Annotated in this window: 26 protein-coding genes; 8 read left to right on the top strand and 18 right to left on the bottom strand. The window is 52.9% G+C overall.

Features of this window, described 5'->3' with window-relative positions; all coding sequences use genetic code 11:
• Positions 1–2: 2 nt before the first annotated feature.
• The 11 genes from OQV04_RS08140 to OQV04_RS08090 all read right to left on the bottom strand — a co-directional run bounded on the left by OQV04_RS08140 (position 3) and on the right by OQV04_RS08090 (position 8,975).
• Positions 3–1,679: a glycosyltransferase family 2 protein gene (locus tag OQV04_RS08140; RefSeq protein WP_032281750.1), complete on the bottom strand. Its 1,677-nt coding sequence runs from the start codon at positions 1,677–1,679 to the stop codon at positions 3–5.
• On the bottom strand, positions 1,670–2,023 hold the full coding sequence (locus OQV04_RS08135; protein ID WP_001301597.1) for a 3-hydroxyacyl-ACP dehydratase FabZ family protein: 354 nt from the start codon (positions 2,021–2,023) through the stop codon (positions 1,670–1,672). Before OQV04_RS08135 ends, OQV04_RS08140 begins: the two co-directional genes overlap by 10 nt.
• Positions 2,010–3,371, bottom strand: a complete 1,362-nt coding sequence (locus tag OQV04_RS08130) for an AMP-binding protein (RefSeq protein ID WP_000815061.1) — start codon at positions 3,369–3,371, stop codon at positions 2,010–2,012. The genes OQV04_RS08135 and OQV04_RS08130 overlap by 14 nt, the downstream gene beginning before the upstream one ends.
• Complete coding sequence (locus tag OQV04_RS08125) at positions 3,368–3,949, bottom strand: hypothetical protein (protein WP_000014365.1); 582 nt, start codon at positions 3,947–3,949, stop codon at positions 3,368–3,370. The genes OQV04_RS08130 and OQV04_RS08125 overlap by 4 nt, the downstream gene beginning before the upstream one ends.
• 4 nt (positions 3,950–3,953) lie before the next feature.
• On the bottom strand, positions 3,954–4,205 hold the full coding sequence (locus OQV04_RS08120; protein ID WP_000139646.1) for an acyl carrier protein: 252 nt from the start codon (positions 4,203–4,205) through the stop codon (positions 3,954–3,956).
• An 11-nt stretch (positions 4,206–4,216) separates the two neighbouring features.
• Positions 4,217–4,474, bottom strand: coding sequence for a phosphopantetheine-binding protein (locus OQV04_RS08115; RefSeq protein WP_032281746.1), 258 nt, complete (start codon positions 4,472–4,474; stop codon positions 4,217–4,219).
• Positions 4,449–5,270: a lysophospholipid acyltransferase family protein gene (locus tag OQV04_RS08110; RefSeq protein WP_001308112.1), complete on the bottom strand. Its 822-nt coding sequence runs from the start codon at positions 5,268–5,270 to the stop codon at positions 4,449–4,451. The genes OQV04_RS08115 and OQV04_RS08110 overlap by 26 nt, the downstream gene beginning before the upstream one ends.
• Positions 5,267–5,989, bottom strand: a complete 723-nt coding sequence (locus OQV04_RS08105; protein ID WP_001313357.1) for a beta-ketoacyl synthase chain length factor — start codon at positions 5,987–5,989, stop codon at positions 5,267–5,269. The genes OQV04_RS08110 and OQV04_RS08105 overlap by 4 nt, the downstream gene beginning before the upstream one ends.
• A gap of 40 nt (positions 5,990–6,029) precedes the next feature.
• A complete protein-coding gene (locus OQV04_RS08100) occupies positions 6,030–7,088 on the bottom strand; it encodes a methyltransferase (protein ID WP_032281744.1) in 1,059 nt (352 codons plus the stop codon).
• A gap of 68 nt (positions 7,089–7,156) precedes the next feature.
• Positions 7,157–7,534 (bottom strand): lipoprotein, encoded by a 378-nt coding sequence (locus OQV04_RS08095; RefSeq protein WP_001301470.1) that lies wholly within the window; start codon positions 7,532–7,534, stop codon positions 7,157–7,159.
• 391 nt (positions 7,535–7,925) lie between these two features.
• Complete coding sequence (locus tag OQV04_RS08090) at positions 7,926–8,975, bottom strand: AI-2E family transporter (protein WP_001297848.1); 1,050 nt, start codon at positions 8,973–8,975, stop codon at positions 7,926–7,928.
• Between the two features lie 131 nt (positions 8,976–9,106).
• Here OQV04_RS08090 and OQV04_RS08085 point away from each other — a divergent pair, with 131 nt between their 5' ends.
• Entirely contained in the window at positions 9,107–10,324 is a 1,218-nt protein-coding gene (locus OQV04_RS08085) for an MFS transporter (RefSeq protein ID WP_001308109.1), read from the top strand.
• A 3-nt stretch (positions 10,325–10,327) separates the two neighbouring features.
• Here the strand turns inward: OQV04_RS08085 and dcrB are convergent, their stop codons facing one another.
• Entirely contained in the window at positions 10,328–10,885 is a 558-nt protein-coding gene (gene dcrB / locus OQV04_RS08080; protein ID WP_001245295.1) for a phage sensitivity protein DcrB, read from the bottom strand.
• Between the two features lie 72 nt (positions 10,886–10,957).
• On the bottom strand, positions 10,958–11,623 hold the full coding sequence (locus tag OQV04_RS08075; RefSeq protein WP_001100467.1) for a 7-cyano-7-deazaguanine/7-aminomethyl-7-deazaguanine transporter: 666 nt from the start codon (positions 11,621–11,623) through the stop codon (positions 10,958–10,960).
• A gap of 220 nt (positions 11,624–11,843) precedes the next feature.
• On the opposite strand from OQV04_RS08075, the gene tusA reads away from it, so the two are divergent.
• Complete coding sequence (gene tusA / locus OQV04_RS08070) at positions 11,844–12,089, top strand: sulfurtransferase TusA (protein ID WP_000130621.1); 246 nt, start codon at positions 11,844–11,846, stop codon at positions 12,087–12,089.
• A 101-nt stretch (positions 12,090–12,190) separates the two neighbouring features.
• Here the strand turns inward: tusA and zntA are convergent, their stop codons facing one another.
• Positions 12,191–14,389, bottom strand: coding sequence for a Zn(II)/Cd(II)/Pb(II) translocating P-type ATPase ZntA (zntA, locus tag OQV04_RS08065; protein WP_332641662.1), 2,199 nt, complete (start codon positions 14,387–14,389; stop codon positions 12,191–12,193).
• Positions 14,390–14,462: 73 nt separating this feature from the next.
• Positions 14,463–15,089, bottom strand: coding sequence for a lysoplasmalogenase (locus OQV04_RS08060; RefSeq protein WP_000964718.1), 627 nt, complete (start codon positions 15,087–15,089; stop codon positions 14,463–14,465).
• 140 nt (positions 15,090–15,229) lie between these two features.
• Between OQV04_RS08060 and OQV04_RS08055 the strand changes: the two genes are divergently transcribed.
• On the top strand, positions 15,230–15,589 hold the full coding sequence (locus OQV04_RS08055; protein WP_032281741.1) for a DUF2500 domain-containing protein: 360 nt from the start codon (positions 15,230–15,232) through the stop codon (positions 15,587–15,589).
• A gap of 2 nt (positions 15,590–15,591) precedes the next feature.
• Here OQV04_RS08055 and OQV04_RS08050 read toward each other — a convergent pair whose 3' ends face one another.
• Entirely contained in the window at positions 15,592–15,861 is a 270-nt protein-coding gene (locus OQV04_RS08050; RefSeq protein ID WP_001295207.1) for a DUF1145 family protein, read from the bottom strand.
• Positions 15,851–16,447, bottom strand: coding sequence for a 16S rRNA (guanine(966)-N(2))-methyltransferase (rsmD, locus tag OQV04_RS08045; RefSeq protein WP_000743193.1), 597 nt, complete (start codon positions 16,445–16,447; stop codon positions 15,851–15,853). The genes OQV04_RS08050 and rsmD overlap by 11 nt, the downstream gene beginning before the upstream one ends.
• 149 nt (positions 16,448–16,596) lie before the next feature.
• On the opposite strand from rsmD, the gene ftsY reads away from it, so the two are divergent.
• The 5 genes from ftsY to livJ all read left to right on the top strand — a co-directional run bounded on the left by ftsY (position 16,597) and on the right by livJ (position 22,288).
• The gene (ftsY, locus tag OQV04_RS08040; protein ID WP_032281740.1) at positions 16,597–18,093 is read left to right on the top strand and encodes a signal recognition particle-docking protein FtsY; all 1,497 of its coding nucleotides are present in this window, start codon (positions 16,597–16,599) and stop codon (positions 18,091–18,093) included.
• 2 nt (positions 18,094–18,095) lie between these two features.
• Positions 18,096–18,764: a cell division ATP-binding protein FtsE gene (ftsE, locus tag OQV04_RS08035; RefSeq protein ID WP_000617723.1), complete on the top strand. Its 669-nt coding sequence runs from the start codon at positions 18,096–18,098 to the stop codon at positions 18,762–18,764.
• On the top strand, positions 18,757–19,815 hold the full coding sequence (gene ftsX / locus OQV04_RS08030; protein WP_001042003.1) for a permease-like cell division protein FtsX: 1,059 nt from the start codon (positions 18,757–18,759) through the stop codon (positions 19,813–19,815). The genes ftsE and ftsX overlap by 8 nt, the downstream gene beginning before the upstream one ends.
• Before the next feature lie 244 nt (positions 19,816–20,059).
• Positions 20,060–20,914 (top strand): RNA polymerase sigma factor RpoH, encoded by an 855-nt coding sequence (rpoH, locus tag OQV04_RS08025; RefSeq protein WP_000130217.1) that lies wholly within the window; start codon positions 20,060–20,062, stop codon positions 20,912–20,914.
• A 270-nt stretch (positions 20,915–21,184) separates the two neighbouring features.
• Positions 21,185–22,288, top strand: a complete 1,104-nt coding sequence (livJ, locus tag OQV04_RS08020) for a branched chain amino acid ABC transporter substrate-binding protein LivJ (protein WP_001021996.1) — start codon at positions 21,185–21,187, stop codon at positions 22,286–22,288.
• 199 nt (positions 22,289–22,487) lie between these two features.
• On the opposite strand, the gene panM is transcribed toward livJ, so the two are convergent.
• On the bottom strand, positions 22,488–22,871 hold the full coding sequence (gene panM / locus OQV04_RS08015) for an aspartate 1-decarboxylase autocleavage activator PanM (RefSeq protein ID WP_032281739.1): 384 nt from the start codon (positions 22,869–22,871) through the stop codon (positions 22,488–22,490).
• Positions 22,872–22,874 lie beyond the last annotated feature (3 nt).

Raw genomic sequence — 22,874 nt, 5'->3', positions numbered from 1 at the left:
CTTTACTCCTTGTCCTGAATTTCCGGCAGTTGCCAGAAATCGAAAAAATTAAACCAGTCGAGGGGCGACTGGAGCGCGTAATGTTCCAGACGCGCGGCGTAGTGGTCGATAGCGTTTTGCAGCGCCTGTTGGCGTTCGCCACGCGGCAACAGCAGCGGGTCGGCAAAGGTTTCGCAGTGAATATGCAGCTTGCCGTGCTGGCGCAGGGCGAAAATCAGATTCACCGGGCAGCGCAAAATAGACGCGAGAATAAACGGCCCCTGTGGGAAGGGCGCAGGCTGGCCCATAAACGGACTCCAGCAGACGCGCCAGTCGCCGCCGCGTTGCGGGTTGACGGCGATGCGGTCACCGACAATCGCCACCCATTCGCCGTTATCCAGCTTCTCTTTGAGCAGGATGGCGGTTTCCGGGCCGATATCCGTTACCGGCATCAGGTTGATGCCGGCCTGCGGGGCCATCTCCTGCATTATCTGTTTAAAGCGTTGGGCGTTTTCGCTAAACACCAGCGCGTTAATGGTTTTGTAGCCCTGAATTTTTGCCAGCGCCCGGCACACTTCCACATCGCCAAGATGCGAGGCCAGCAGCAATTTGCCGCGCGGATCGCTGACGTTAAGTGCCGCTTCTGCGCCTGGCGCAAACAGCACATCGCGCCCCAGTTGCAGCTCGCCGCGCCAACTGGCGATTTTGTCGAGCATGGCATTACCGAAACGTAGAAAGTGCTGATAGCTGTTGAGTTTTGCCGCCTGTGGTTGATGCTGTCGTACACGGGCGAGCCAGTCTTGCGACGCTTTGCGCGCACGAGAAGCAGTGAGCCAGTAGACGCCCACCACCGGGTAAAGCAGCGCGCTAAACGCCGTTCTTCCCAGCAGACGCCAGACCAGCAGCATCAGGCGCATTCCCCATAATCCTTTCACTTCACTCTGCCGCGCCCAGTGGCTGGAAGAGCGGCGCATCAGCAGTGAAGGAATACGCGGTAACATGCCGAAAAACAGACGCGTGTGCATGAGCGAGATGCGGACGTTATCTTTCAGGGCATCAAAATGCGAAAGCCCGTCCAGTGGATAGGTGACGCGGGTCGGCACGAAATAGCTGGTGTTTCCCTGCCAGTAGAGGCGCACCATCACTTCAGTGTCGAAATCCATCCGCTTGCCGATGGTGGCGTGTTTTGCCAGTTGCAGCGTTGGCGCAACCGGATAAACGCGAAAGCCGCACATGCTGTCTTTCAGTTGCAGGGAGAGCGTTTCGATCCATACCCAGACGTGGGTGACCCAGCGCCCGTAAAGCCGTGAGCGGGGGATGGAGTCATCGTAAATTGGCTGGCCGGAGATCAGCGCCGCAGGGTGTCGTTCAGCGAGTGCCAGCAGTTTGGGGATATCTTCAATCGCATGTTGACCGTCAGCATCCACCTGCACCGCATGGCTGAACCCTGCGTCTGCCGCTGCCTGTAAGCCACGCATCACTGCCGCGCCTTTACCTGCGTTTTCTGCTAAGCGAATTAAGGTCACGCCAGGCTGTTCGCTAACCAGATTATCCAGTTGCTGTTGCGTGGCGGCATCGCTGCCGTCGTCCACCACAATACAGGGGAGATTAAATGGCTTAAGACGCGCCAGCACGCCCGGCATCATCGCGCCGTGGTTATAGCAGGGAATCAACACGCAGGGAGAAAAGTTTACCGACATAGGCGGATCTTCCCGCTACTGGCGGTGTGGCGGGCGTCACCGTCGTGACGCTGATAGCTAAAGCTCAGAATCTGGCGTTCTTCCTGCCAGTTAAGCGCGAGCGTGACGCGGTTTTCCGGCAGCAACGGAGACTGGAATTTTATGTTCTGAATGGAGTGAAAACGCCAGCCAGGCGCGAGCAGATTGAGCGCGTAGCTCATCGCCCAGTCGATTTGCGCAACTCCTGGGAGTAATGGTTGCACGGCAAAATGACCGCGAAACCAGAACAGATCCGCCCTGAGATGCAGAACAATTTCAAGGTGATTCGTTTGTGCCTGATGGCGCTCGATTTCATGGGGCTTCATGAAATAACTCCTGTAATTGCGCATAGACACGCTTGTTCATACTGTTTACTGGCATTTCATCAATAACGCGCCAGTAACGCGGAATAGCAACTGGCTCCAGCGTCGGGCGCAGTAAACGCCGCCAGGTCATTTCCTGGCTATGCCCGCCGCCGTTCTGCCATTGCAGATGAGCTTCGTCATCCAGCACCAGCAAAACGCCTATGCTCTGACGCCCGCCGCGCGTAACGGGAACTGCCGCCGCCTCGCGAATACCGTCCAGCGCCAGCAGACGTTGTTCTACTTCCTGGAGTGAAATACGTTTTTCTTCAATCTTAACGATGCGCCCACGACGCCCCATCAGATGGAACTGACCGTCCTGGCTAAACTGCAAGAGATCGTCGAGTAACAGGCCGTTATCTTCCGCCATCAGCGGTGAAAAGAGACGAAAAGAATCACCTTCGGCCTGGAACTGCATACCAGGGAAGGGTAGCCAGCGGCGTTGCTCTTGTTCGCGGTAACGCCAGGCGATGACACCGGTTTCCGTGCTGCCGTAGATTTCATCAGGCCAGACGCGCAGCCAGCTTGCGGTGTGTTGTACATCCTGCCACGGCAGCTCACCGCCAGCAGAGAGAAGCACCTGAACGGGTGGCGGAGAAAGCTGGGTATCCAGGCGCTTCAAAAATGCCGGGCTGCTGATGAAGATATAGCGATGCTGATGACTCAACGCGGCAAACTGTTCGACATACCAGAGCATGGCGGCGTGCAGCGGTAATCCCAACGCCATGGGCAGGAAAACGCGAAAAGTCAGGCCGTACAAATGCTGCGGCAATACGGAACCGACGACACGACAACCCGCCAGACGTGCGCCTAATCGTTCAGCCAGCAGTTCTGCTTCACGATCCAGCAAATGAACAGGTTTAATCACCCGTTTCGGCTGTCCCGTGGAACCGGAGGTAAACAGCTCGATAAAAGCCTCTGGCGCTATAGCGGCAAAGGTGAAGGATTGTGTCGCGATTTGTGGGGAACTTGCTACCAACAGCAATGAACCTTGCCAGTTAAGTTCGCTGTCGCTAAGCACACCATCAAAAAGTTCACGTTGCTCGTTAAGCTGGATAACACGGTTATGCCCCGGAAGCACCGGCGTTTTTCCGGCGTGTAGCGTGGCGAGCAGGGCAACGATAAACAGATAGCTGTTCTCAAAGCACAGCGCCCAGCGTTCACCCGGCTGTTGCTGCAAGCGGCAGATAAGTTGCGCGACATCGTGACGCAAATCGCCCAGCGTCCAGAAGCTTTCGTCCAGCCACGCAATGGGTGTGTCATCAGAGCGTGGCGCAGTCAGCCAGCGTGCAAGCGGTAAGGTCTGCTTCATGCGCGATCTCTTTTCATCACCTGACGGCGCACCAGCCATTCACCAGCCATTAATGTTCCCATCAACAAATAAGCAATCATGCCGTTCCAGGCGGTCCATAACGACATATCGGCATAAAGCGCGGTAAAGAGGGCAATTCCACCGTTGATGATGAAAAAGCCGCACCAGATTTGCGTGACGCGGCGGGTATAGCGCATGCCCTTTTCCGGCAGATCTGGCTCCTGCAAACGCGCCAGCCGCTCAACTATCGGCATTGCCGACCACAGCGAACCGCCAAAAACCGCCAGCATGACCGCGTTAACCACTACCGGGTAAAACAGCAGTAGCTGGTGTGTTTTCAACAGAACGCTGGCGACACATAATGCGATGCCCACGACAGCGACGATTTGTGTGACGACCTGGAGCGGCCCCGCCTGGCGACGGGTCTGGCGCAGGCGCAACAAAAGCAGCAACGCTATTAGCGGCAACAGCCAGTGCAGGCCGTTATGCGCTAAGCCAAACCAAATCACAAACGGCCAGGCGAGCAGCAATAATCCAGTCAGCAGCTTAATCATCGGTAGCGAGCGAATGCCCGACATCAGATCAGGCTTCTTGTAGCAGGCGTTCTACAGCCTCGACGACATCCTGGACTGTACGCACTGCTTTAAACTCTTCCGGCTTGATTTTCTTACCGGTTTTCTTTTGCAGGTGCACAATCATGTCAACGGCGTCGATGCTGTCCAGTTCCAGATCTTCGTACAGGCGCGCTTCAGGTTTGATGTCCTGCGGATCGATTTCAAACAGCTTAACCAGCAGGGCTGAGACTTCCTGATAGACGGTTTGTTGTTCTGTCATGATGGCTTTCCTCAGGCACGTTGCGCAGCAATGAAAGAGGCCAGAGTGGCGACGGAGAAAAAGTGCTGACGCATCTCTTCGCTTTCCGCAGAGAGCACGATGCCGTACTCATTTTTTACTGCCAGTCCCAGTTCCAGGGCATCGATAGAGTCCAGCCCTAAACCGTCGCCAAACAGCGGCGCGTCGGTATCGATATCATCAGGCGTCAACTCGTACAGATTGAGGGTGCTGATGATGAGGTTTTTAATTTCCAGATAAAGCGCTTGCATTATTTATTCCTGAGAGAGGTAAACAACCTTGTTGTAATTGAAGCAAAAGATGCCGGTTTAACTGCCTTGCTGCCAGCGCCGGTTCTTGTGAAGTTGCATCGTAAAATTTATTGATTTCAACCCGACCATGGACTGCAACCGTAAAAAACGGCCGGTCAGGTGGAACGTCATACCATTTACTTTGTTTATCCAGCAGATGCTCGCTACAGCCGATCGTCACGATGCGTAAATCGCTGGCACAGCGCACGGCAATATTCGCCGCCCCGCGCTGCAGCGTCATTTTTTCACCGGGCTTCGTTCGCGTGCCTTCGGGGAAAATCAGGATAGTGTCACCCTGTGCCAGTCGCTGTTGGCAGCGGGGTAACAGGGTTTCAGCTTCGCTGTTGATTAAATAATCTGCCGCCCGCACGACGCCGCCAAGAAAAGGATTTTTTAACAGCGCGCTTTTCACCAGGCAGTCAGTTTCTGGCATGACTGACGCCAGCAGCACGTAATCGATCAGCGTGGGATGATTGGCTACGACGAGGCAACCGCGTTCCTGACGTAAAATTTCAGCGCCATCAATACGATAATCCAGCACGCCAAGCCCTTTCGCGACAGTTAAAAACAGGCGAAAACTGGCGGCAATGCTGCGACGCGCCAAACGACGGCGGCGGGAAGTATCCCACACCAAAACTAACAATATGTTAAACCACACGACAGAAAGCAGCAGGCCGCCGAGACCAAACAGGGCAAAACATAACCCGGTCATGACCAGTCGCCAGGTCCACTCCAGACGTGACAGCAGCTTACTCATCCACGGCTCCAGCGCCACTGTACGCGCTCGCCAGGCAGTGAAAATGTGTCCGCATTTTGTAAATAGTGCTGTAAAAACAACATGCTTTGCGGCAGTGTTGTTTCATTACCCGCAATGGCTGACTGCGTTCCACATTGCCACTCATCGCCAGCTTCAATCACCAGCGCGACGGCGTACGGCCAGGTCGGCATTTCTGCGGGCAGTTGTGGATGATAGAACTCAGGCAGAAAGCCATCAAAATCGACCATCAACACGCGCTGGTAGCCCGCCTGTAACAGACTAAGCACTTCACACAAACCTTGCTGGAAAGTGTCGCGACCAGCCGAAAGCGATGACGAAACGATCGGCTGTTTGGCCGCAATGGTCAGGTTACCCACGGAAGAGTTGTGTACGGAGAGCGCGAAGTCCGTCGGAGAAAGCGCCTGTTCGGTTGCCAGTGCATGAACAATGCGGTAATTGCGCTCCAGTTCGCCATGACGACTGGTATACAAAACGGCGTCTGGCTGATGGCGGCGTAGCATTGCCAGACCGCATTCAACAGCCAGTTTGCTGCCTGAACTGAGGCGGCGGGCGGTCATCATTGGCAGTTCACTTAATTTTGCCAACGGCGCGGCAGGGTCAATCGCCCACGGCTGGCGCGACCATGCTTGCCATTGCTGCGCTTCGCTAAGTCCAGGCGCCAGTGCCTGCCAGTCGGTAATATTTAATGTAAATTTCATCAACGCGCGCCCGCGGTAAACCAAAATTATTAAGTGACGATTATTTCTTTTGGCATATCAAAAGTGTATGCCCAACGCCTAAATTATCGTGGCGCTCTGCTACCTGGAATCCTGCTTTATTCAGATAGTCGTAAAATTTCTCTGCACTATAGAAACGGCTGTTACCGTTTGCCATGCAGGTAAAATAAAGTGAGGACGCGTTCAGGCTAAACGATGCTGCTTCAAACCGCTGCGCATCCCAGAACAACTCCATGATGCAAACTTTTGCGCCAGGCTTCATTACGCTGGCAATTTTGCTGAGTATGCTAATTATTTGTTCGGGTGAAAAACAGTCTAAAAATTGGCTCATCCACCAGATATCAGCCTCGCCCGGTAATGGGGCATCGCTTAGCATATCCACCGCATGGAAATCTATGCGATCAGAAAAACCTGCATTCGCGATATTTTCTTTCGCTAGTACGATTTGTTGTGGCAGATCTAATAACGTCACGGCGATGTTTTCATTGTATTTGCAGCAACGCAAAGCCCACTTACCCGTATTGCCGCCTACATCGTACAATGTTGTGGGGTTGTTGGCGAATACATAAGGCAGTACGGCGTTAAATGCGCCATCTGAATAGTAATGATCAAACGCAAACCAGCTTTCACGAGCGGCGTCTGGTAATTGCGAAAGTGCCGGATATATCGTCGACCAGTCGCCAAATACTTTTAACCCGGAAGGTTTTCCTTCATTGAGTGAATCGGCGAGGAAGAAGAGCCCCTGGTAACAGACATCCTGGGTGAAATCCATATTCACGCGAGTCATAGTGTCATGCAGGAGGTAATGACCGATTTTCGCCAGGTAATAAATTCCCTCTTTACAGGTAATAATTCGCCCGCTTAAGCCCATATCTAACAGAACGCTGGCAGCATATTCGTTGATATGGCTATGTTCGGTGATATCAGCCAGCGTTGCGCCATGTTTGCCTTGCCGATCCAGATATGAAAGTACACCCGCATTACGTAGGCAGAGTGCTGTTTGAAAAAGCATAGGGGCAAAGGCAATGCGTTGAGCTTCGGTAATCGCATCCAGTGCGCTAAGAGAATCCTGTTCGTACATGTTGGGCACAACCTGTTAAGAGGGAATTAAATTATTATCGGACCGCAACGGCCCGACTTTAGGAAGAATTATAAATCTGCGCCCGCTGACAAATTCAGTTGAATATCTTTGTCGAGATTGCGGACCCAGCGATTGTAGTTTTTATGAATTTGTCCGCCTGACGCTTGTAGGTTCTGGCTATTTTCATAATTGATATCGTAGCTGGATGCCGTGTAGTTAATGCGTATTTCCGCTGAATGATCGCGTGACTGTTGACGTGCTTTAATTATGCCTTGTCCGGCTTCGGACATAATCCATTTGCGTTCAACGCCAGCTTTCAGAATCGCTTTTTTCACTTGTTCCTGGGTATGACCAGCGCTGACGGTTGAGTGAACCTGATCAATTGGCGCAGTACGCGCGCAACCTGCTAAAGCACCCACAACAGCAATAGCCGCAAACCACTTCATGTAATGTCTCATTAGAACCCCATTAAAGTATTGTTTTTACGAGTAAAGCAAGATTTAACTGTAATTGCTGGCATCACTATTCTTTATTTAGAGAAAAAATTACTTGTGAGATAAGTCAGTAAGTGCACATCAGAGTAAAAATCTCTGAAATGACTAAATTACTGCCAGCAGGGACCAACTATAAGTGAGTGAGAAAAATGAGGCAATAAAAATAACACAATGTTATCAGTGCATTCTTTGAGAAGGATTTAATCGCTATTCGGCGTTTATATATATTTGACTTAAGGAATGGTTTTTTTAAATTAATTTTCTGAATAATGTTTCATCATTTCCTCAAATCAAATGGCCACTGTTAGATAAACGGTGGCCATTGCCTGCTCAGGAGGTGCTATTAACCCGGTAACCGACTTTTCGGTCTGCCCGGCCCCAGTAAAATCGCCAGTTTGCTACCGCCTTTCGTCGTTTCCATCCAGATTTTACACACGCTGGTTAATGGCACCGAAAGTAGCATCCCTACCGGGCCGAGCAGCCATCCCCAAATTAACAATGAAAGAAATACCACCATGGTGGACATCCCCAGGCGATGGCCCATCATCCGTGGCTCTAAAATATTGCCGATGACCATATGGACAACTAAAAACAATGCGCCGACCAGAATACATTCGTAAATACCATTAAACAGCAGCACCTGAATCATTGGCGGTACGGCGGAAATTACCGCGCCGATATTGGGCACGTAGTTAAGCAAAAACGCCAGTACTGCCCACATCAGCGCAAACTGCACCCCCATCAGCTCCAGCCCCAGCCAGACGATGACACCTGTCCATAAACTGAGTAGCGTCTTTAACGCCAGATAATGCGAAACGCCTTTAAGTGCGCGGTGTAATCCTGCGATGTGAATCTGTGGGTTATTCAGCGCAAAACGCATTTTGTAAGGGACGTGGCGCACTTCAAACAGCATAAAAACTACGGTCATCACCAGCAAAAGCACGCTCGCCATTGCCCCGGAAAGCCCGGTCATTAGCGCCGTGGTGAAGGTAACCACTTTTTCCGAGTCCATCCGCTGCAGCATTCGCTCCGGCGACATATGCAAATTAAGAAAAGGCAACATCTCCTGCAATTTAAAAAGTTTGCGCGTCAGCTCCTTATTAAACTTCGGCAGCATAGAGATAAATTCGTTAAACGATGCCGCCAGTACGCCGACCAGCGCGGTTAGTGCGATCAGCATCACCACCACTACAATCGTAATGGCAACGGGGCGTTGTACTCCCCGACGAATAAACCAGGTGACGAGCGGGTTGAGGACGATGGCAAAAAACAGCGCCAGTAACAGCTGCACAATGATATCTGCCGCTGCGTGAATGCCCGCCAGGATCACTACCAGCGAGGCCAGCTTGAGCAGAATGTGCATGCCCGTTTTATCGGGTTGAGGGGTTTCCATTGGGGCTTCCTTGTGACTTTTTGTATTAAGTGTAGCGGGAGTCACGCCAGCAATATTCTGATTCTTACTGCTGATTTTCACGTCAGCACGTGGTAAAAATGAAACACTGTTGTAAAAATGTGGTGATCCTCATGCCCGAACCCGTAGCCGAACCCGCGCTAAACGGATTGCGCCTGAATTTGCGCATTGTCTCCATTGTCATGTTTAACTTCGCCAGCTACCTCACCATCGGGTTGCCGCTCGCTGTATTACCGGGCTATGTCCATGATGTGATGGGCTTTAGCGCTTTCTGGGCAGGATTGGTTATCAGCCTGCAATATTTTGCCACCTTGCTGAGCCGTCCTCATGCCGGACGTTACGCCGATTTGCTGGGCCCCAAAAAGATTGTCGTCTTCGGTTTATGCGGCTGCTTTTTGAGCGGTCTGGGATATCTGACGGCAGGATTAACCGCCAGTCTGCCCGTCATCAGCCTGTTATTACTTTGCCTGGGACGCGTCATCCTTGGGATTGGGCAAAGTTTTGCCGGAACGGGATCGACCCTGTGGGGCGTTGGCGTGGTTGGCTCGCTGCATATCGGACGGGTGATTTCGTGGAACGGTATTGTCACTTATGGGGCGATGGCGATGGGTGCGCCGTTAGGTGTCGTGTTTTATCACTGGGGCGGCTTGCAGGCGTTAGCGTTAATCATTATGGCCGTGGCGCTGGTGGCCATTTTGTTGGCGATCCCGCGTCCGACGGTAAAAGCCAGTAAAGGCAAACCGCTGCCGTTTCGCGCGGTGCTTGGGCGCGTCTGGCTATACGGTATGGCGCTGGCGTTGGCTTCCGCCGGATTTGGCGTCATCGCCACCTTTATCACGCTGTTTTATGACGCTAAAGGTTGGGACGGTGCGGCTTTCGCGCTGACGCTGTTTAGCTGTGCGTTTGTCGGTACGCGTTTGTTATTCCCTAACGGCATTAACCGTATCGGCGGCTTAAACGTAGCGATGATTTGCTTTAGCGTTGAGATAATCGGCCTGCTACTGGTTGGCGTGGCGACTATGCCGTGGATGGCGAAAATCGGCGTCTTACTGGCGGGGGCCGGGTTTTCGCTGGTGTTCCCGGCATTGGGTGTAGTGGCGGTAAAAGCGGTTCCGCAGCAAAATCAGGGGGCGGCGCTGGCAACTTACACCGTATTTATGGATTTATCGCTTGGCGTGACCGGACCACTGGCTGGGCTGGTGATGAGCTGGGCGGGCGTACCGGTGATTTATCTGGCGGCGGCGGGACTGGTCGCAATCGCGTTATTACTGACGTGGCGATTAAAAAAACGGCCTCCGGAACACGTCCCTGAGGCCGCCTCATCATCTTAAAACTTACTGAATAACCAGCGTATTAATGATGTTTTCTGCGGTTGTCTGCGCTTTTTGCTGATCGTCAGCTGGCAGCGTAATTTGCATGGTTAGCAGTTGATTACCCACGTTACCCAGAATAACGGAAGAGTACGCCGTCTGGCCTTTCGCGGAGATAATACTGTCTAACTGCTGCATTTTGTGACCTTTCAGCTCAATGGCTTTATTGGTTACCACTTGCAGCTGCGGATCGCGGCTACGTTGCTGATCTTCCAGACGCTTCGCCAGCACCGCCAGATCTTCTTTCGGATCATCGCCCATGATGACGATGACTGCTTTCTGACCGGTGGCGTCGGACCAGACATGCATGTTATTGGCCTGCGTTCCCAGCTTACCGCTCTGGTCGGTCATATCCGCTGGCAGCGAGAAACTTAACTTGCCATCAAGCAGGTTGACGGGATTCCCGGTAGCGTTACTTTCCGCGACCGAACCCTGCGCCGTAGCGTTAGTGTCTTTATCATCACAGGCCGCAAGCCCCATAACCAGCAGGCCAATTCCGACATATTTAACCAGATTGCGCATTGACTTCTTCCTTTCGATAAACGGCCATAACGGCTCATTCATCCATCTTATCACAACTCTGATAACGAACCTTTAACTCGCCTGCAAAGCGTTGATTTCGGATTTATCTGCCAGTCTTTTCAACAGCATATTGAGTAATACGCCATACATTGGCAGGAAGAAAACGATACTGATTAACACTTTGAAACAGTAATCGACCAGCGCGATTTCCATCCAGTGTTCAGCCATAAAGGCATCCGGGCTACGCCAGAAGGCAATGAAGAAAAAGGCCAGCGTGTCGCTGACGTTACCGAACAGTGTGGACGCTGTCGGTGCCAGCCACCAGCGGCGACTCTGACGCAGGCGGTTAAAAACGTGCACGTCGAGGATCTGTCCCAGCGCGTAGGCCATGAAACTGGCGGTGGCGATACGGGCGACAAACAGGTTGAAGTGGGCGAGTGCGCCGAATCCCTGCCATGAACCCATATAGAATAGCGACGAGATGACGTAGGAGATCAGCAATGCCGGGATCATCACCGCAAAGATGATACGACGGGCCAGCGGTGCGCCAAAAATACGTACGGTCAGGTCGGTAGCGAGAAAGATAAACGGAAAGCTAAACGCGCCCCAGGTGGTATGGAAACCAAAAATGGAGACGGGAAGCTGAACCAGATAGTTACTGGAGGTGATCACCAGCAGATGAAATAACGATAACCAGAACAACGCTTTATAGCGTTGAGTTTGCGAGAAAACGTTCATATTGTACCTTTTTGATTAACCATTGGGGTGAGGGAACCCAATACGTACGACACGTCTGTTACCTTAACATAATAACGTGCTTACCCTTTTTTCGAGCCGCCGCATGATACTGCTTTACGTTGACAATGCAATGGTTAATTTTTACGCAATCGTTAACCTGGTTTGCTTACGGACTCACAGGGCGTAAACTAGCGCCGTTTTTTTATGTGATGAGAAGAAAATGACCGATCTCTTTTCCAGCCCTGACCACACACTCGACGCACTTGGCCTGCGCTGCCCGGAACCAGTAATGATGGTGCGCAAAACAGTGCGCAATATGCAGCCAGGTGAAACGTTGCTGATTATTGCTGACGATCCGGCGACGACCCGCGATATCCCTGGGTTTTGTACCTTTATGGAACACGAACTGGTTGCCAAAGAGACGGATGGACTGCCTTATCGTTATTTGATTCGTAAAGGTGGTTGATGGGGGCAGATTGGCTTCGATGCCGCCTTTTCCCCTCACCCTAACCCTCTCCCCAGAGGAGCGAGGGGACCGATCGCGCTCAATGTTGCGATCGGTTTGCCTTATCTCCTGCGCAACAATCTTAACGCATTCGCTGTCACCAGCACCGTCGCACCCGTATCTGCCAGCACCGCCAGCCATAGTCCGGTCATTCCTAACAGCGTGGTGACGAGGAAGATCCCTTTCAGCCCCAGCGCAATAGTGATGTTCTGGCGGATATTGGCGTGAGTTGCACGTGCCAGTTCAATCATTTGCACCAGACCGCGCAGGTGGTTATGGGTTAATGCTGCGTCGGCGGTTTCCAGCGCCACGTCTGTGCCGCTACCCATAGCAATCCCGATGGCGGCAGCTTTCATCGCTGGCGCGTCGTTAATACCGTCACCGACCATCGCCAGCGGCGCATGTTGATTCAGCTCGGTCACCGCTTTGACTTTATCTTCCGGCAACAGGCCCGCTTTAAACTCCAGCCCCAGCTCCCCGGCAATTGCCGCCGCTGCGCGTGGATTATCGCCGGTGAGGATCACCCCTTTGACGCCCAGCGCGTTCAGTTCACTGATGGCAGTTGCAGCATCGGCGCGCAGGGTATCCTGTAACGCAATGACACCAAGCACGTCATCGTTACGTACTACCAGCACTACCGTTTGCCCGGCGCTTTCCAGTTCGTTAATTAAACCAGCAAATGCATCAGCGGGATGTTTCCCGGCAGCGCAAATCAATACGCGCTCACCGTTAACCTGCGCTTCAATGCCAGACCCGACCAGCGCCCGCTGTGATTCGGCGGCGGGAATGGCGAGTGCAGCAACCTGTGCTTCGCGCACGATGGCCTGCGCCAGTGGATGCGTCGCGCCTTGCTCGACCGCCGCCGCCAGTGTCAGCAGTTCAGATTCACTAATACCCGTTGCCGGATGAATCGCGGTAACGCGCGGTTTACCGACGGTCAGCGTACCGGTTTTATCAAACGCCACCTGGGTAACACGACCTAGCTGCTCCAGCGCCGCACCGCCTTTAATTAACGCCCCACGACGTGCCGCTGCTGCCAGCCCGGAGGTAATCGCCGCGGGCGTGGAGATAACTAACGCACATGGGCAGCCAATCAGCAGCAGCGTCAGGCCTTTATAAATCCACTCTTGCCAGCTGGCGGCAAACAGCAGCGGCGGCACCAGCGTTACCAGCAGGGCGACGGCCATAATCGCTGGCGTGTAAATACGGCTGAAACGGTCGATAAACCGCTCAATGGGAGCGCGACGCTCTTCGGCTTCTTCGATCAGTTTCAGAATCCGGTCAATGGCGCTGGCTCCCGGTTCTGACAATACTTCCAACGTCACCAGACGGTCTACGCTGGTGGCACCAGCAGGGACTTTATCGCCCGTTGCGCGCTCCACCGGAATGGATTCGCCGGTCAGGGCGCTTTCATCAAAACTGGCAAACGGTGAGAGCAGTTTACCGTCGGCAGGCAAACGTCCACCTGCGGCGACTTCAATCACATCGCCAGGGCGCAGGCTGTTAATCGCCACCTCTTCCCGCTCACCGTTACGCAGGCGCGTGGCGGTTTCTGGTTTCAGCGCCATTAACGCGCTAACGCCCTGACGCGCGCGGCTGGCGGCCCAGCCTTCCAGTCGTTCACCAATCAAAAACAGCAGCAACACCATCGCAGCTTCAGCCGTTGCGCCAATAAACAGCGCACCAATAGCAGCTACGCTCATTAACGTTTCAATGGCGAAGTAACTGCCTGATTTGATCAGCCGTAATGCCTGACGAGCAATCGGGTACAGCCCAACCAGCGTGGTCGCGATAAACGCCAGTTGCCCAAACGGATGATTGAACTGCTCCAGATCCCAGCTGATTACCATCATCACGATTAGCGTAATCAGCGACAAATTCTCTTTCAGGCGTGATGCTTGCGGTTCTTCGGCGGACTGTTCATCGCGCAGGGAATAGCCCGCTTTTTGCACCGCAGATTCAACTTGTGCACGGATGTCATTGTCGGCATCGACCACCAGTTTTTCGGTGGCGAACAGTACCTGCACCTGATTCACGCCTGCAAGCTGGCGCACGGCATTTTCTACCTTGCGCGCACAGGCGGCGCAGTCCATGCCGCTGACTTTCCAGCTATAGCGGGTGCCGGAGACGTTTTCAGAGAGCGTTGGCGTGCTGGAACATGCGCCGTCGCAGCAACAGTCGTTGGCGTTCTGTACCGTGGTTAGCGGTTTGAACGCAGCAAATTGAGGGGCTTTCTTGCCGTGATTGTCAGGAGTCGACATGGCATCCTCCGGTTAAGTTTTTTCTCATTAACCGAAGGATACACTCTGGAGTCGACTCCAGAGTCAAGTTTTATCAGAGATACAGCGAGCGGACGATGAGGAAGTGACCGGCAAAGTAGCAGGCCGCAGCAATCGCGTTATCCGCACGGAAGCGTCGGCGATAGTGGCTACCCAGCCAGACAAAGTTACTGATAAACAGCAACGAAGCGCCGACAAACGCAGAGAGTGCCGGAGCGGTCGGACGGAAGAACCACAGTTCACCTGCCAGCCACACCATCACCAGCGTCATGCCGATAAACGTGCAGATGGGCCAACGATACTCTTCCAGCCGCGTCCAGATAATCGCCAGTAACAGCGCGCCCAGAACCAGCAACACCAGTGGCAGAGGCCAGAAGAAAGAGAGCGTCATCTGACTGGCGAAATAGATGGTGTACAGCAGGTGCGAGAGGAAAAACGCGCCGATGGCGTACATCAGACGTTGACGTGGCAACAGGGTTAGCGCATCGCCCAGCAGTGAGGCGCACAGCCCTGCCAGCACCAGATAGCTAATGGCGTCGAACATCGGCGCTTGCCAGGCCAGTAACAGCAGGAGAAGAAGGGTTAACGGTTTAAACACCCAGCGTTGCCAGGTTGGCCCACGATACGATGCATCCACAGATAGCCATGCGGAAAGACAGACAGCGATAAACGACCAAAGCATCTTAGTTCCTTGAATTCGTTATTTTTTCGTAGGCGGAATGCCTACGGTCTTGCTTCCAGTTTAGTGGCGAGGGTGGACGGATGACAACACCATAACTGGCAGGGTATGCTTAATTCCGCATTTTCCGATGAGGGATAAAGATGAGCAAACCACCTCTTTTCTTTATTGTTATCATTGGCTTAATTGTCGTCGCCGCATCGTTTCGTTTTATGCAACAGCGACGGGAAAAAGCTGATAATGATATGGCTCCGCTCCAGCAAAAGCTGGTGGTGGTGAGCAACAAGCGGGAAAAACCGATTAACGATCGCCGTTCGCGCCAGCAAGAAGTGACTCCGGCAGGCACCAGTATACGCTATGAGGCAAGCTTCAAACCGCAAAGCGGAGGAATGGAGCAAACGTTTCGCCTCGACGCCCAGCAGTACCACGCCCTGACAGTGGGCGATAAAGGTACGCTGAGCTATAAAGGAACGCGCTTTGTCAGCTTTGTAGGCAAACAATAAGGTTATTTTTTAACTTTAAATTTCTTCTGCCAGACCAGCAGTTCAAACACGCCGAAAAGGAAAATCCGCACCTTTTCGGCGGTGGTCATCTGCGGGCCATCTTTCGGCAAGGTCGATTTCAACAGCGCCAGCTGCATACCATGCATCAGCACGGTAAAAATCAGCGCCACGTTAACGAAAATATTCAGCGGACGCGGGAAGGGATGCACCAGGTTGAGGATTAAAAATCCCCAAACGCAGAGCATTAACAAACGTCCAATATTAATCAGCATCACTTTCTCCTTGTGCTTCGCGTTGATACAGCCGATAAGCCACCTGACCCGCCACTTTTTCCCGATGTAATGACCAGTTTGCCGGAACAGTGGGCAGACCGTTTTCGACTTCGCTTTCGACATAAATCAGGGCTTCATCAGCCAGCCAGCCGTTATCTTCCAGTAAATTTATCGTCTCTTCTAACAAGCCACGGCGGAACGGTGGATCGACAAACACGATATTATGCGGTGTGCCTTTTTGCGCCAGGAATGACATTGCGTTGCTGTTCACCACGCGTGCATTGCCTGCTTTTAGTGTCGCCAGGTTCTTAATTAACTGCTGAGAAACTGCACGATCCATCTCAATCAACGTGGCCCCCGCAGCGTAGCGTGATAACGCTTCCAGCCCCAGTGCGCCGCTTCCGGCGAAGCAATCCAGACATTGGGCGTCAACAATGACCGGAGCCAGCCAGTTAAATAACGTTTCGCGTACGCGGTCGGTGGTGGGGCGCAGACCTGGGCTATCAGGAACCGGGAGTTTACGGCCTCGCCACTGCCCGCCAATAATGCGGATTTGGCCGCTGCCGGAATGATTCGGTTTTTTCATGATAAATTGCTCAATCCGCCAGATAACACATACTTGCAGGCGGTGATGTGAATTAAGTTAAGTGATAGACTATTTCATCATTTTTTTAGCTGCTATGTACATAGCGTTAACGCTGTGCCATGAAGCAACAGCGAGGAGTGTAGTCGCAAATGGCGAAAGAAAAAAAACGTGGCTTTTTTTCCTGGCTGGGCTTTGGTCAAAAAGAGCAGACCCCGGAAAAAGAGACAGAAGTTCAGAATGAACAACCGGTTGTAGAAGAAATCGTTCAGGCGCAAGAGCCTGTGAAGGCTTCTGAACAAGCCGTTGAAGAGCAGCCGCAGGCGCATACTGAAGCCGAGGCGGAAACTTTTGCTGCCGAAGTTGTGGAAGTCACTGAACAGGTAGCTGAAAGTGAAAAAGCGCAGCCTGAAGCGGAAGTCGTTGCACAGCCGGAACCGGTCGTAGAAGAAACGCCGGAGCCAGTGGCTATCGAACGTGAAGAACTGCCGTTGCCGGAAGACGTCAACGCCGAAGAGGTTTCGCCAAAAGAGTGGCAGGCTGAAGCGGAAACCGTAGAGATTGTCGAAGCGGCGGAAGAAGAAGCGGCTAAAGAAGAAATCACCGACGAAGAGCTGGAAACACAGGCGCTGGCTGCCGAAGCGGCAGAAGAGGCGGTGATGGTGGTTCCTCCGGCAGAAGAAGAGCAGCCGGTGGGAGAAATTGCTCAGGAGCAGGAAAAGCCGACCAAAGAAGGTTTCTTCGCGCGCCTGAAACGCAGCCTGTTAAAAACCAAAGAAAACCTCGGTTCCGGATTTATCAGCCTGTTCCGCGGTAAAAAAATCGACGATGATCTTTTTGAAGAGCTGGAAGAACAGCTGTTGATCGCCGATGTGGGCGTGGAAACCACACGTAAAATTATCACCAATCTGACGGAAGGCGCATCCCGCAAGCAGCTTCGTGATGCCGAGGCGCTCTATGGCCTGCTGAAAGAAGAGATGGGCGAGATTCTGGCGAAAGTCGATGAGCCGCTGAATGTTGAAGGTAAAACGCCGTTCGTGATCCTGATGGTGGGCGTCAACGGTGTGGGTAAAACCACGACGATTGGTAAGCTGGCGCGTCAGTTTGAGCAGCAGGGTAAATCGGTGATGCTGGCGGCGGGCGATACTTTCCGTGCAGCAGCGGTTGAACAGCTTCAGGTCTGGGGTCAGCGCAACAATATTCCGGTGATTGCCCAGCATACCGGTGCGGATTCCGCCTCTGTTATCTTCGACGCCATTCAGGCAGCTAAAGCGCGTAATATCGACGTCCTGATTGCCGATACCGCCGGACGTCTGCAGAACAAATCGCATCTGATGGAAGAGTTGAAGAAAATCGTCCGCGTGATGAAGAAACTCGACGTTGAAGCGCCGCATGAAGTTATGCTGACTATTGATGCCAGCACCGGGCAGAACGCGGTAAGCCAGGCCAAACTGTTCCACGAAGCTGTTGGCTTAACCGGCATCACGCTAACGAAACTGGACGGCACGGCGAAAGGCGGGGTAATTTTCTCGGTGGCTGACCAGTTTGGTATCCCTATCCGCTACATTGGTGTCGGCGAACGTATTGAGGATTTGCGTCCGTTTAAGGCGGACGACTTTATAGAGGCACTTTTTGCCCGAGAGGATTAACAATGATTCGCTTTGAACATGTCAGCAAGGCTTATCTCGGTGGGAGACAGGCGCTGCAGGGCGTTACGTTCCATATGCAGCCGGGTGAGATGGCGTTTCTGACCGGTCATTCCGGCGCAGGGAAAAGTACCCTCCTGAAGCTGATCTGTGGGATTGAGCGGCCCAGCGCCGGGAAAATCTGGTTTAGCGGCCATGACATCACGCGTCTGAAAAACCGTGAAGTTCCGTTTCTGCGCCGCCAGATTGGCATGATTTTCCAGGATCACCATCTACTGATGGACCGTACTGTCTACGATAACGTGGCGATCCCGCTGATTATCGCCGGTGCCAGCGGTGACGATATTCGTCGCCGGGTGTCGGCGGCGCTGGATAAAGTCGGGCTACTGGACAAAGCGAAGAACTTTCCTATTCAGCTTTCCGGCGGTGAACAACAGCGTGTTGGCATTGCCCGCGCGGTGGTGAATAAGCCCGCGGTACTGCTGGCGGACGAACCGACTGGTAACCTGGACGACGCGTTGTCGGAAGGGATTCTACGTCTGTTTGAAGAGTTTAACCGCGTTGGGGTAACCGTATTGATGGCAACGCACGACATCAACCTGATTTCGCGGCGTTCCTATCGCATGCTCACCCTGAGCGATGGTCACTTGCATGGAGGCGTGGGCCATGAATAAGCGCGATGCAATCAATCATATTCGGCAGTTTGGCGGGCGTCTTGATCGCTTCCGTAAATCGGTCGGCGGCTCAGGCGACGGCGGTCGTAACGCACCGAAACGCGCGAAATCCTCGCCAAAACCGGTAAATCGCAAAACCAACGTTTTCAACGAACAGGTGCGCTATGCCTTCCACGGCGCATTGCAGGATCTGAAAAGCAAACCGTTCGCCACGTTTTTAACGGTGATGGTTATCGCCATCTCCCTGACGCTGCCCAGCGTCTGTTATATGGTGTACAAAAACGTTAACCAGGCGGCGACGCAATATTATCCGTCACCGCAAATCACTGTTTATCTGCAAAAAACGCTGGACGATGACGCTGCTGCGGGCGTGGTGGCACAGTTGCAGGCCGAGCAAGGCGTGGAGAAAGTGAATTATCTTTCTCGTGAAGACGCACTGGGTGAGTTCCGTAACTGGTCTGGTTTTGGTGGTGCGCTGGATATGCTGGAAGAAAACCCGCTTCCGGCAGTGGCGGTGGTGATCCCGAAACTCGATTTTCAGGGGACGGAATCACTGAATACGCTGCGCGATCGTATCACGCAGATTAACGGCATTGACGAAGTGCGGATGGATGACAGCTGGTTTGCTCGTCTGGCGGCGTTGACCGGGCTGGTCGGGCGCGTTTCGGCGATGATCGGCGTGTTGATGGTGGCGGCAGTGTTCCTCGTCATCGGTAACAGTGTACGCCTGAGTATCTTTGCTCGTCGTGACTCCATTAACGTGCAGAAACTGATTGGTGCAACGGATGGTTTCATCCTGCGCCCGTTCCTGTACGGTGGCGCATTGCTGGGGTTTTCTGGCGCATTGTTGTCACTAATTTTGTCAGAAATTCTGGTACTGCGATTGTCATCGGCGGTTGCGGAAGTGGCACAGGTTTTCGGAACGAAGTTTGATATCAATGGCTTATCGTTCGATGAATGCCTGCTATTGCTGCTGGTATGCTCGATGATTGGCTGGGTGGCAGCGTGGCTTGCCACGGTACAACATTTACGCCACTTTACGCCTGAATAATAAAAGCGTGTTATACTCTTTCCCTGCAATGGGTTCCGTAGTAGGGAAAGAGACCCCGTTGTCTCTTCCCGGTATTTCATCTCTATGTCACATTTTGTGCGTAATTTATTCACAAGCTTGCATTGAACTTGTGGATAAAATCACGGTCTGATAAAACAGTGAATGATAACCTCGTTGCTCTTAAGCTCTGGCACAGTTGTTGCTACCACTGAAGCGCCAGAAGATATCGATTGAGAGGATTTGAATGACTGACAAAATGCAAAGTTTAGCTTTAGCCCCAGTTGGCAACCTGGATTCCTACATCCGGGCAGCTAACGCGTGGCCGATGTTGTCGGCTGACGAGGAGCGGGCGCTGGCTGAAAAGCTGCATTACCATGGCGATCTGGAAGCAGCTAAAACGCTGATCCTGTCTCACCTGCGGTTTGTTGTTCATATTGCTCGTAATTATGCGGGCTATGGCCTGCCACAGGCGGATTTGATTCAGGAAGGTAACATCGGCCTGATGAAAGCAGTGCGCCGTTTTAACCCGGAAGTGGGTGTGCGCCTGGTCTCCTTCGCCGTTCACTGGATCAAAGCAGAGATCCACGAATACGTTCTGCGTAACTGGCGTATCGTCAAAGTTGCGACCACCAAAGCGCAGCGCAAACTGTTCTTCAACCTGCGTAAAACCAAGCAGCGTTTGGGCTGGTTTAACCAGGATGAAGTCGAAATGGTGGCCCGTGAACTGGGCGTAACCAGCAAAGACGTACGTGAGATGGAATCACGTATGGCGGCACAGGACATGACCTTTGACCTGTCTTCCGACGACGATTCCGACAGCCAACCGATGGCACCGGTGCTCTATCTGCAGGATAAATCATCTAACTTTGCCGACGGCATTGAAGATGATAACTGGGAAGAGCAGGCAGCAAACCGTCTGACCGACGCGATGCAGGGTCTGGACGAACGCAGCCAGGACATCATCCGCGCGCGCTGGCTGGACGAAGACAACAAGTCCACGTTGCAGGAACTGGCTGACCGTTACGGTGTTTCCGCTGAACGTGTACGCCAGCTGGAAAAGAACGCGATGAAAAAACTGCGCGCTGCTATAGAAGCGTAATTTCCGCTATTAAGCAGAGAACCCTGGATGCGAGTCCGGGGTTTTTGTTTTTTGGGCCTCTACAATAATCAATTTCCCCTCCGGCAAAACGCCAATCCCCACGCAGATTGTTAATAAACTGTCAAAATAGCTATTCCAATATCATAAAAATCGGGTATGTTTTAGCAGAGTATGCTGCTAAAGCACGGGTAGTCATGCATAAAACGAAATAAAGTGCTGAACAACAACATCACAACACACGTAATAACCAGAAGAATGGGGATTCTCAGGATGAACATAAAGGGTAAAGCGTTACTGGCAGGATGTATCGCGCTGGCATTCAGTAATATGGCTCTGGCAGAAGATATTAAAGTCGCGGTCGTGGGCGCAATGTCCGGTCCGGTTGCGCAGTACGGTGACCAGGAGTTTACCGGCGCAGAGCAGGCGGTTGCGGATATCAACGCTAAAGGCGGCATTAAAGGCAACAAACTGCAAATCGTAAAATATGACGATGCCTGTGACCCGAAACAGGCGGTTGCGGTGGCGAACAAAGTCGTTAACGACGGCATTAAATATGTGATTGGTCACCTCTGTTCTTCATCAACGCAGCCTGCGTCTGACATCTACGAAGACGAAGGCATTTTAATGATCACCCCAGCGGCAACCGCGCCGGAGCTGACCGCCCGTGGCTATCAGCTGATCCTGCGCACTACCGGCCTGGACTCCGACCAGGGGCCGACGGCGGCGAAATATATTCTTGAGAAAGTGAAACCGCAGCGTATTGCTATCGTTCACGACAAACAGCAATACGGCGAAGGTCTGGCGCGAGCGGTGCAGGACGGCCTGAAGAAAGGCAATGCTAACGTGGTGTTCTTTGATGGTATCACCGCCGGGGAAAAAGATTTCTCAACGCTGGTGGCGCGTCTGAAAAAAGAGAATATCGACTTCGTTTACTACGGCGGTTATCACCCGGAAATGGGGCAAATCCTGCGTCAGGCACGCGCGGCAGGGCTGAAAACTCAGTTTATGGGGCCGGAAGGCGTGGCTAACGTTTCGCTGTCTAACATTGCGGGCGAATCAGCGGAAGGGCTGCTGGTGACCAAGCCGAAGAACTACGATCAGGTTCCGGCGAACAAACCCATTGTTGATGCGATCAAAGCGAAAAAACAGGACCCAAGCGGCGCATTCGTCTGGACCACCTACGCCGCGCTGCAATCTTTGCAGGCGGGCCTGAATCAGTCTGACGATCCGGCTGAGATCGCCAAATACCTGAAAGCGAACTCGGTTGATACCGTGATGGGTCCGCTGACGTGGGATGAGAAAGGTGATCTGAAAGGCTTTGAGTTCGGTGTGTTTGACTGGCACGCCAACGGCACGGCGACCGATGCGAAGTAATCATTAATCGGCAACTTTGGGTTGCCGCCAAATTGCTAATATCGAGTACGTTGCTTCATGCCGGATGCGGCGTAAACGCCTTATCCGGCCTACAAGATCCAAAGAAATCAGTAAATTGCAGCACACATTGTAGGCCTGATAAGCGTAGCGCATCAGGCAATTTCTCGTTGGTCATCACTTTTGAAATCAAACTTGACGATTAACGCTTTTCCCAGCCGCCCTGTTGTGCCGTAAATCCCAGTGCCTGCATAAACGCCGCCATCACGCCGCGATCTTCCACGCCTGCATCCGCCATCCACCAGGATGAAACGCTGGCATTATCACGCAAAACCTCTTCCAGCAGATATTGCCCCACACCGCGACGGCGGGTGACTTCCCGCACGCGCAGGGAATCCAGTGCGCCCTCCGTGCAGCTTAAGGTTACCCGCACGGCCGCGAGCAGGCGCTCGTTAAAACGCGCGGCGTAGATACGGTGGTTATCGTCAACCTGTAAAGAGGAAGGGGAATACTCCGGCCAGATCTTTTGCAGGTCAATCCGGTCCTGGTCGCTAAAGTTTTCTAATCGAATGATGGTCAGCTTCATGGG

It is taken from the genome of Escherichia sp. Lx600-2 (assembly GCF_036662595.1).
Classification (GTDB): domain Bacteria; phylum Pseudomonadota; class Gammaproteobacteria; order Enterobacterales; family Enterobacteriaceae; genus Escherichia; species Escherichia coli.
Note: the sequence above shows the minus strand (reverse complement) of the source record. Positions and strands in the feature narration are given on the sequence as shown.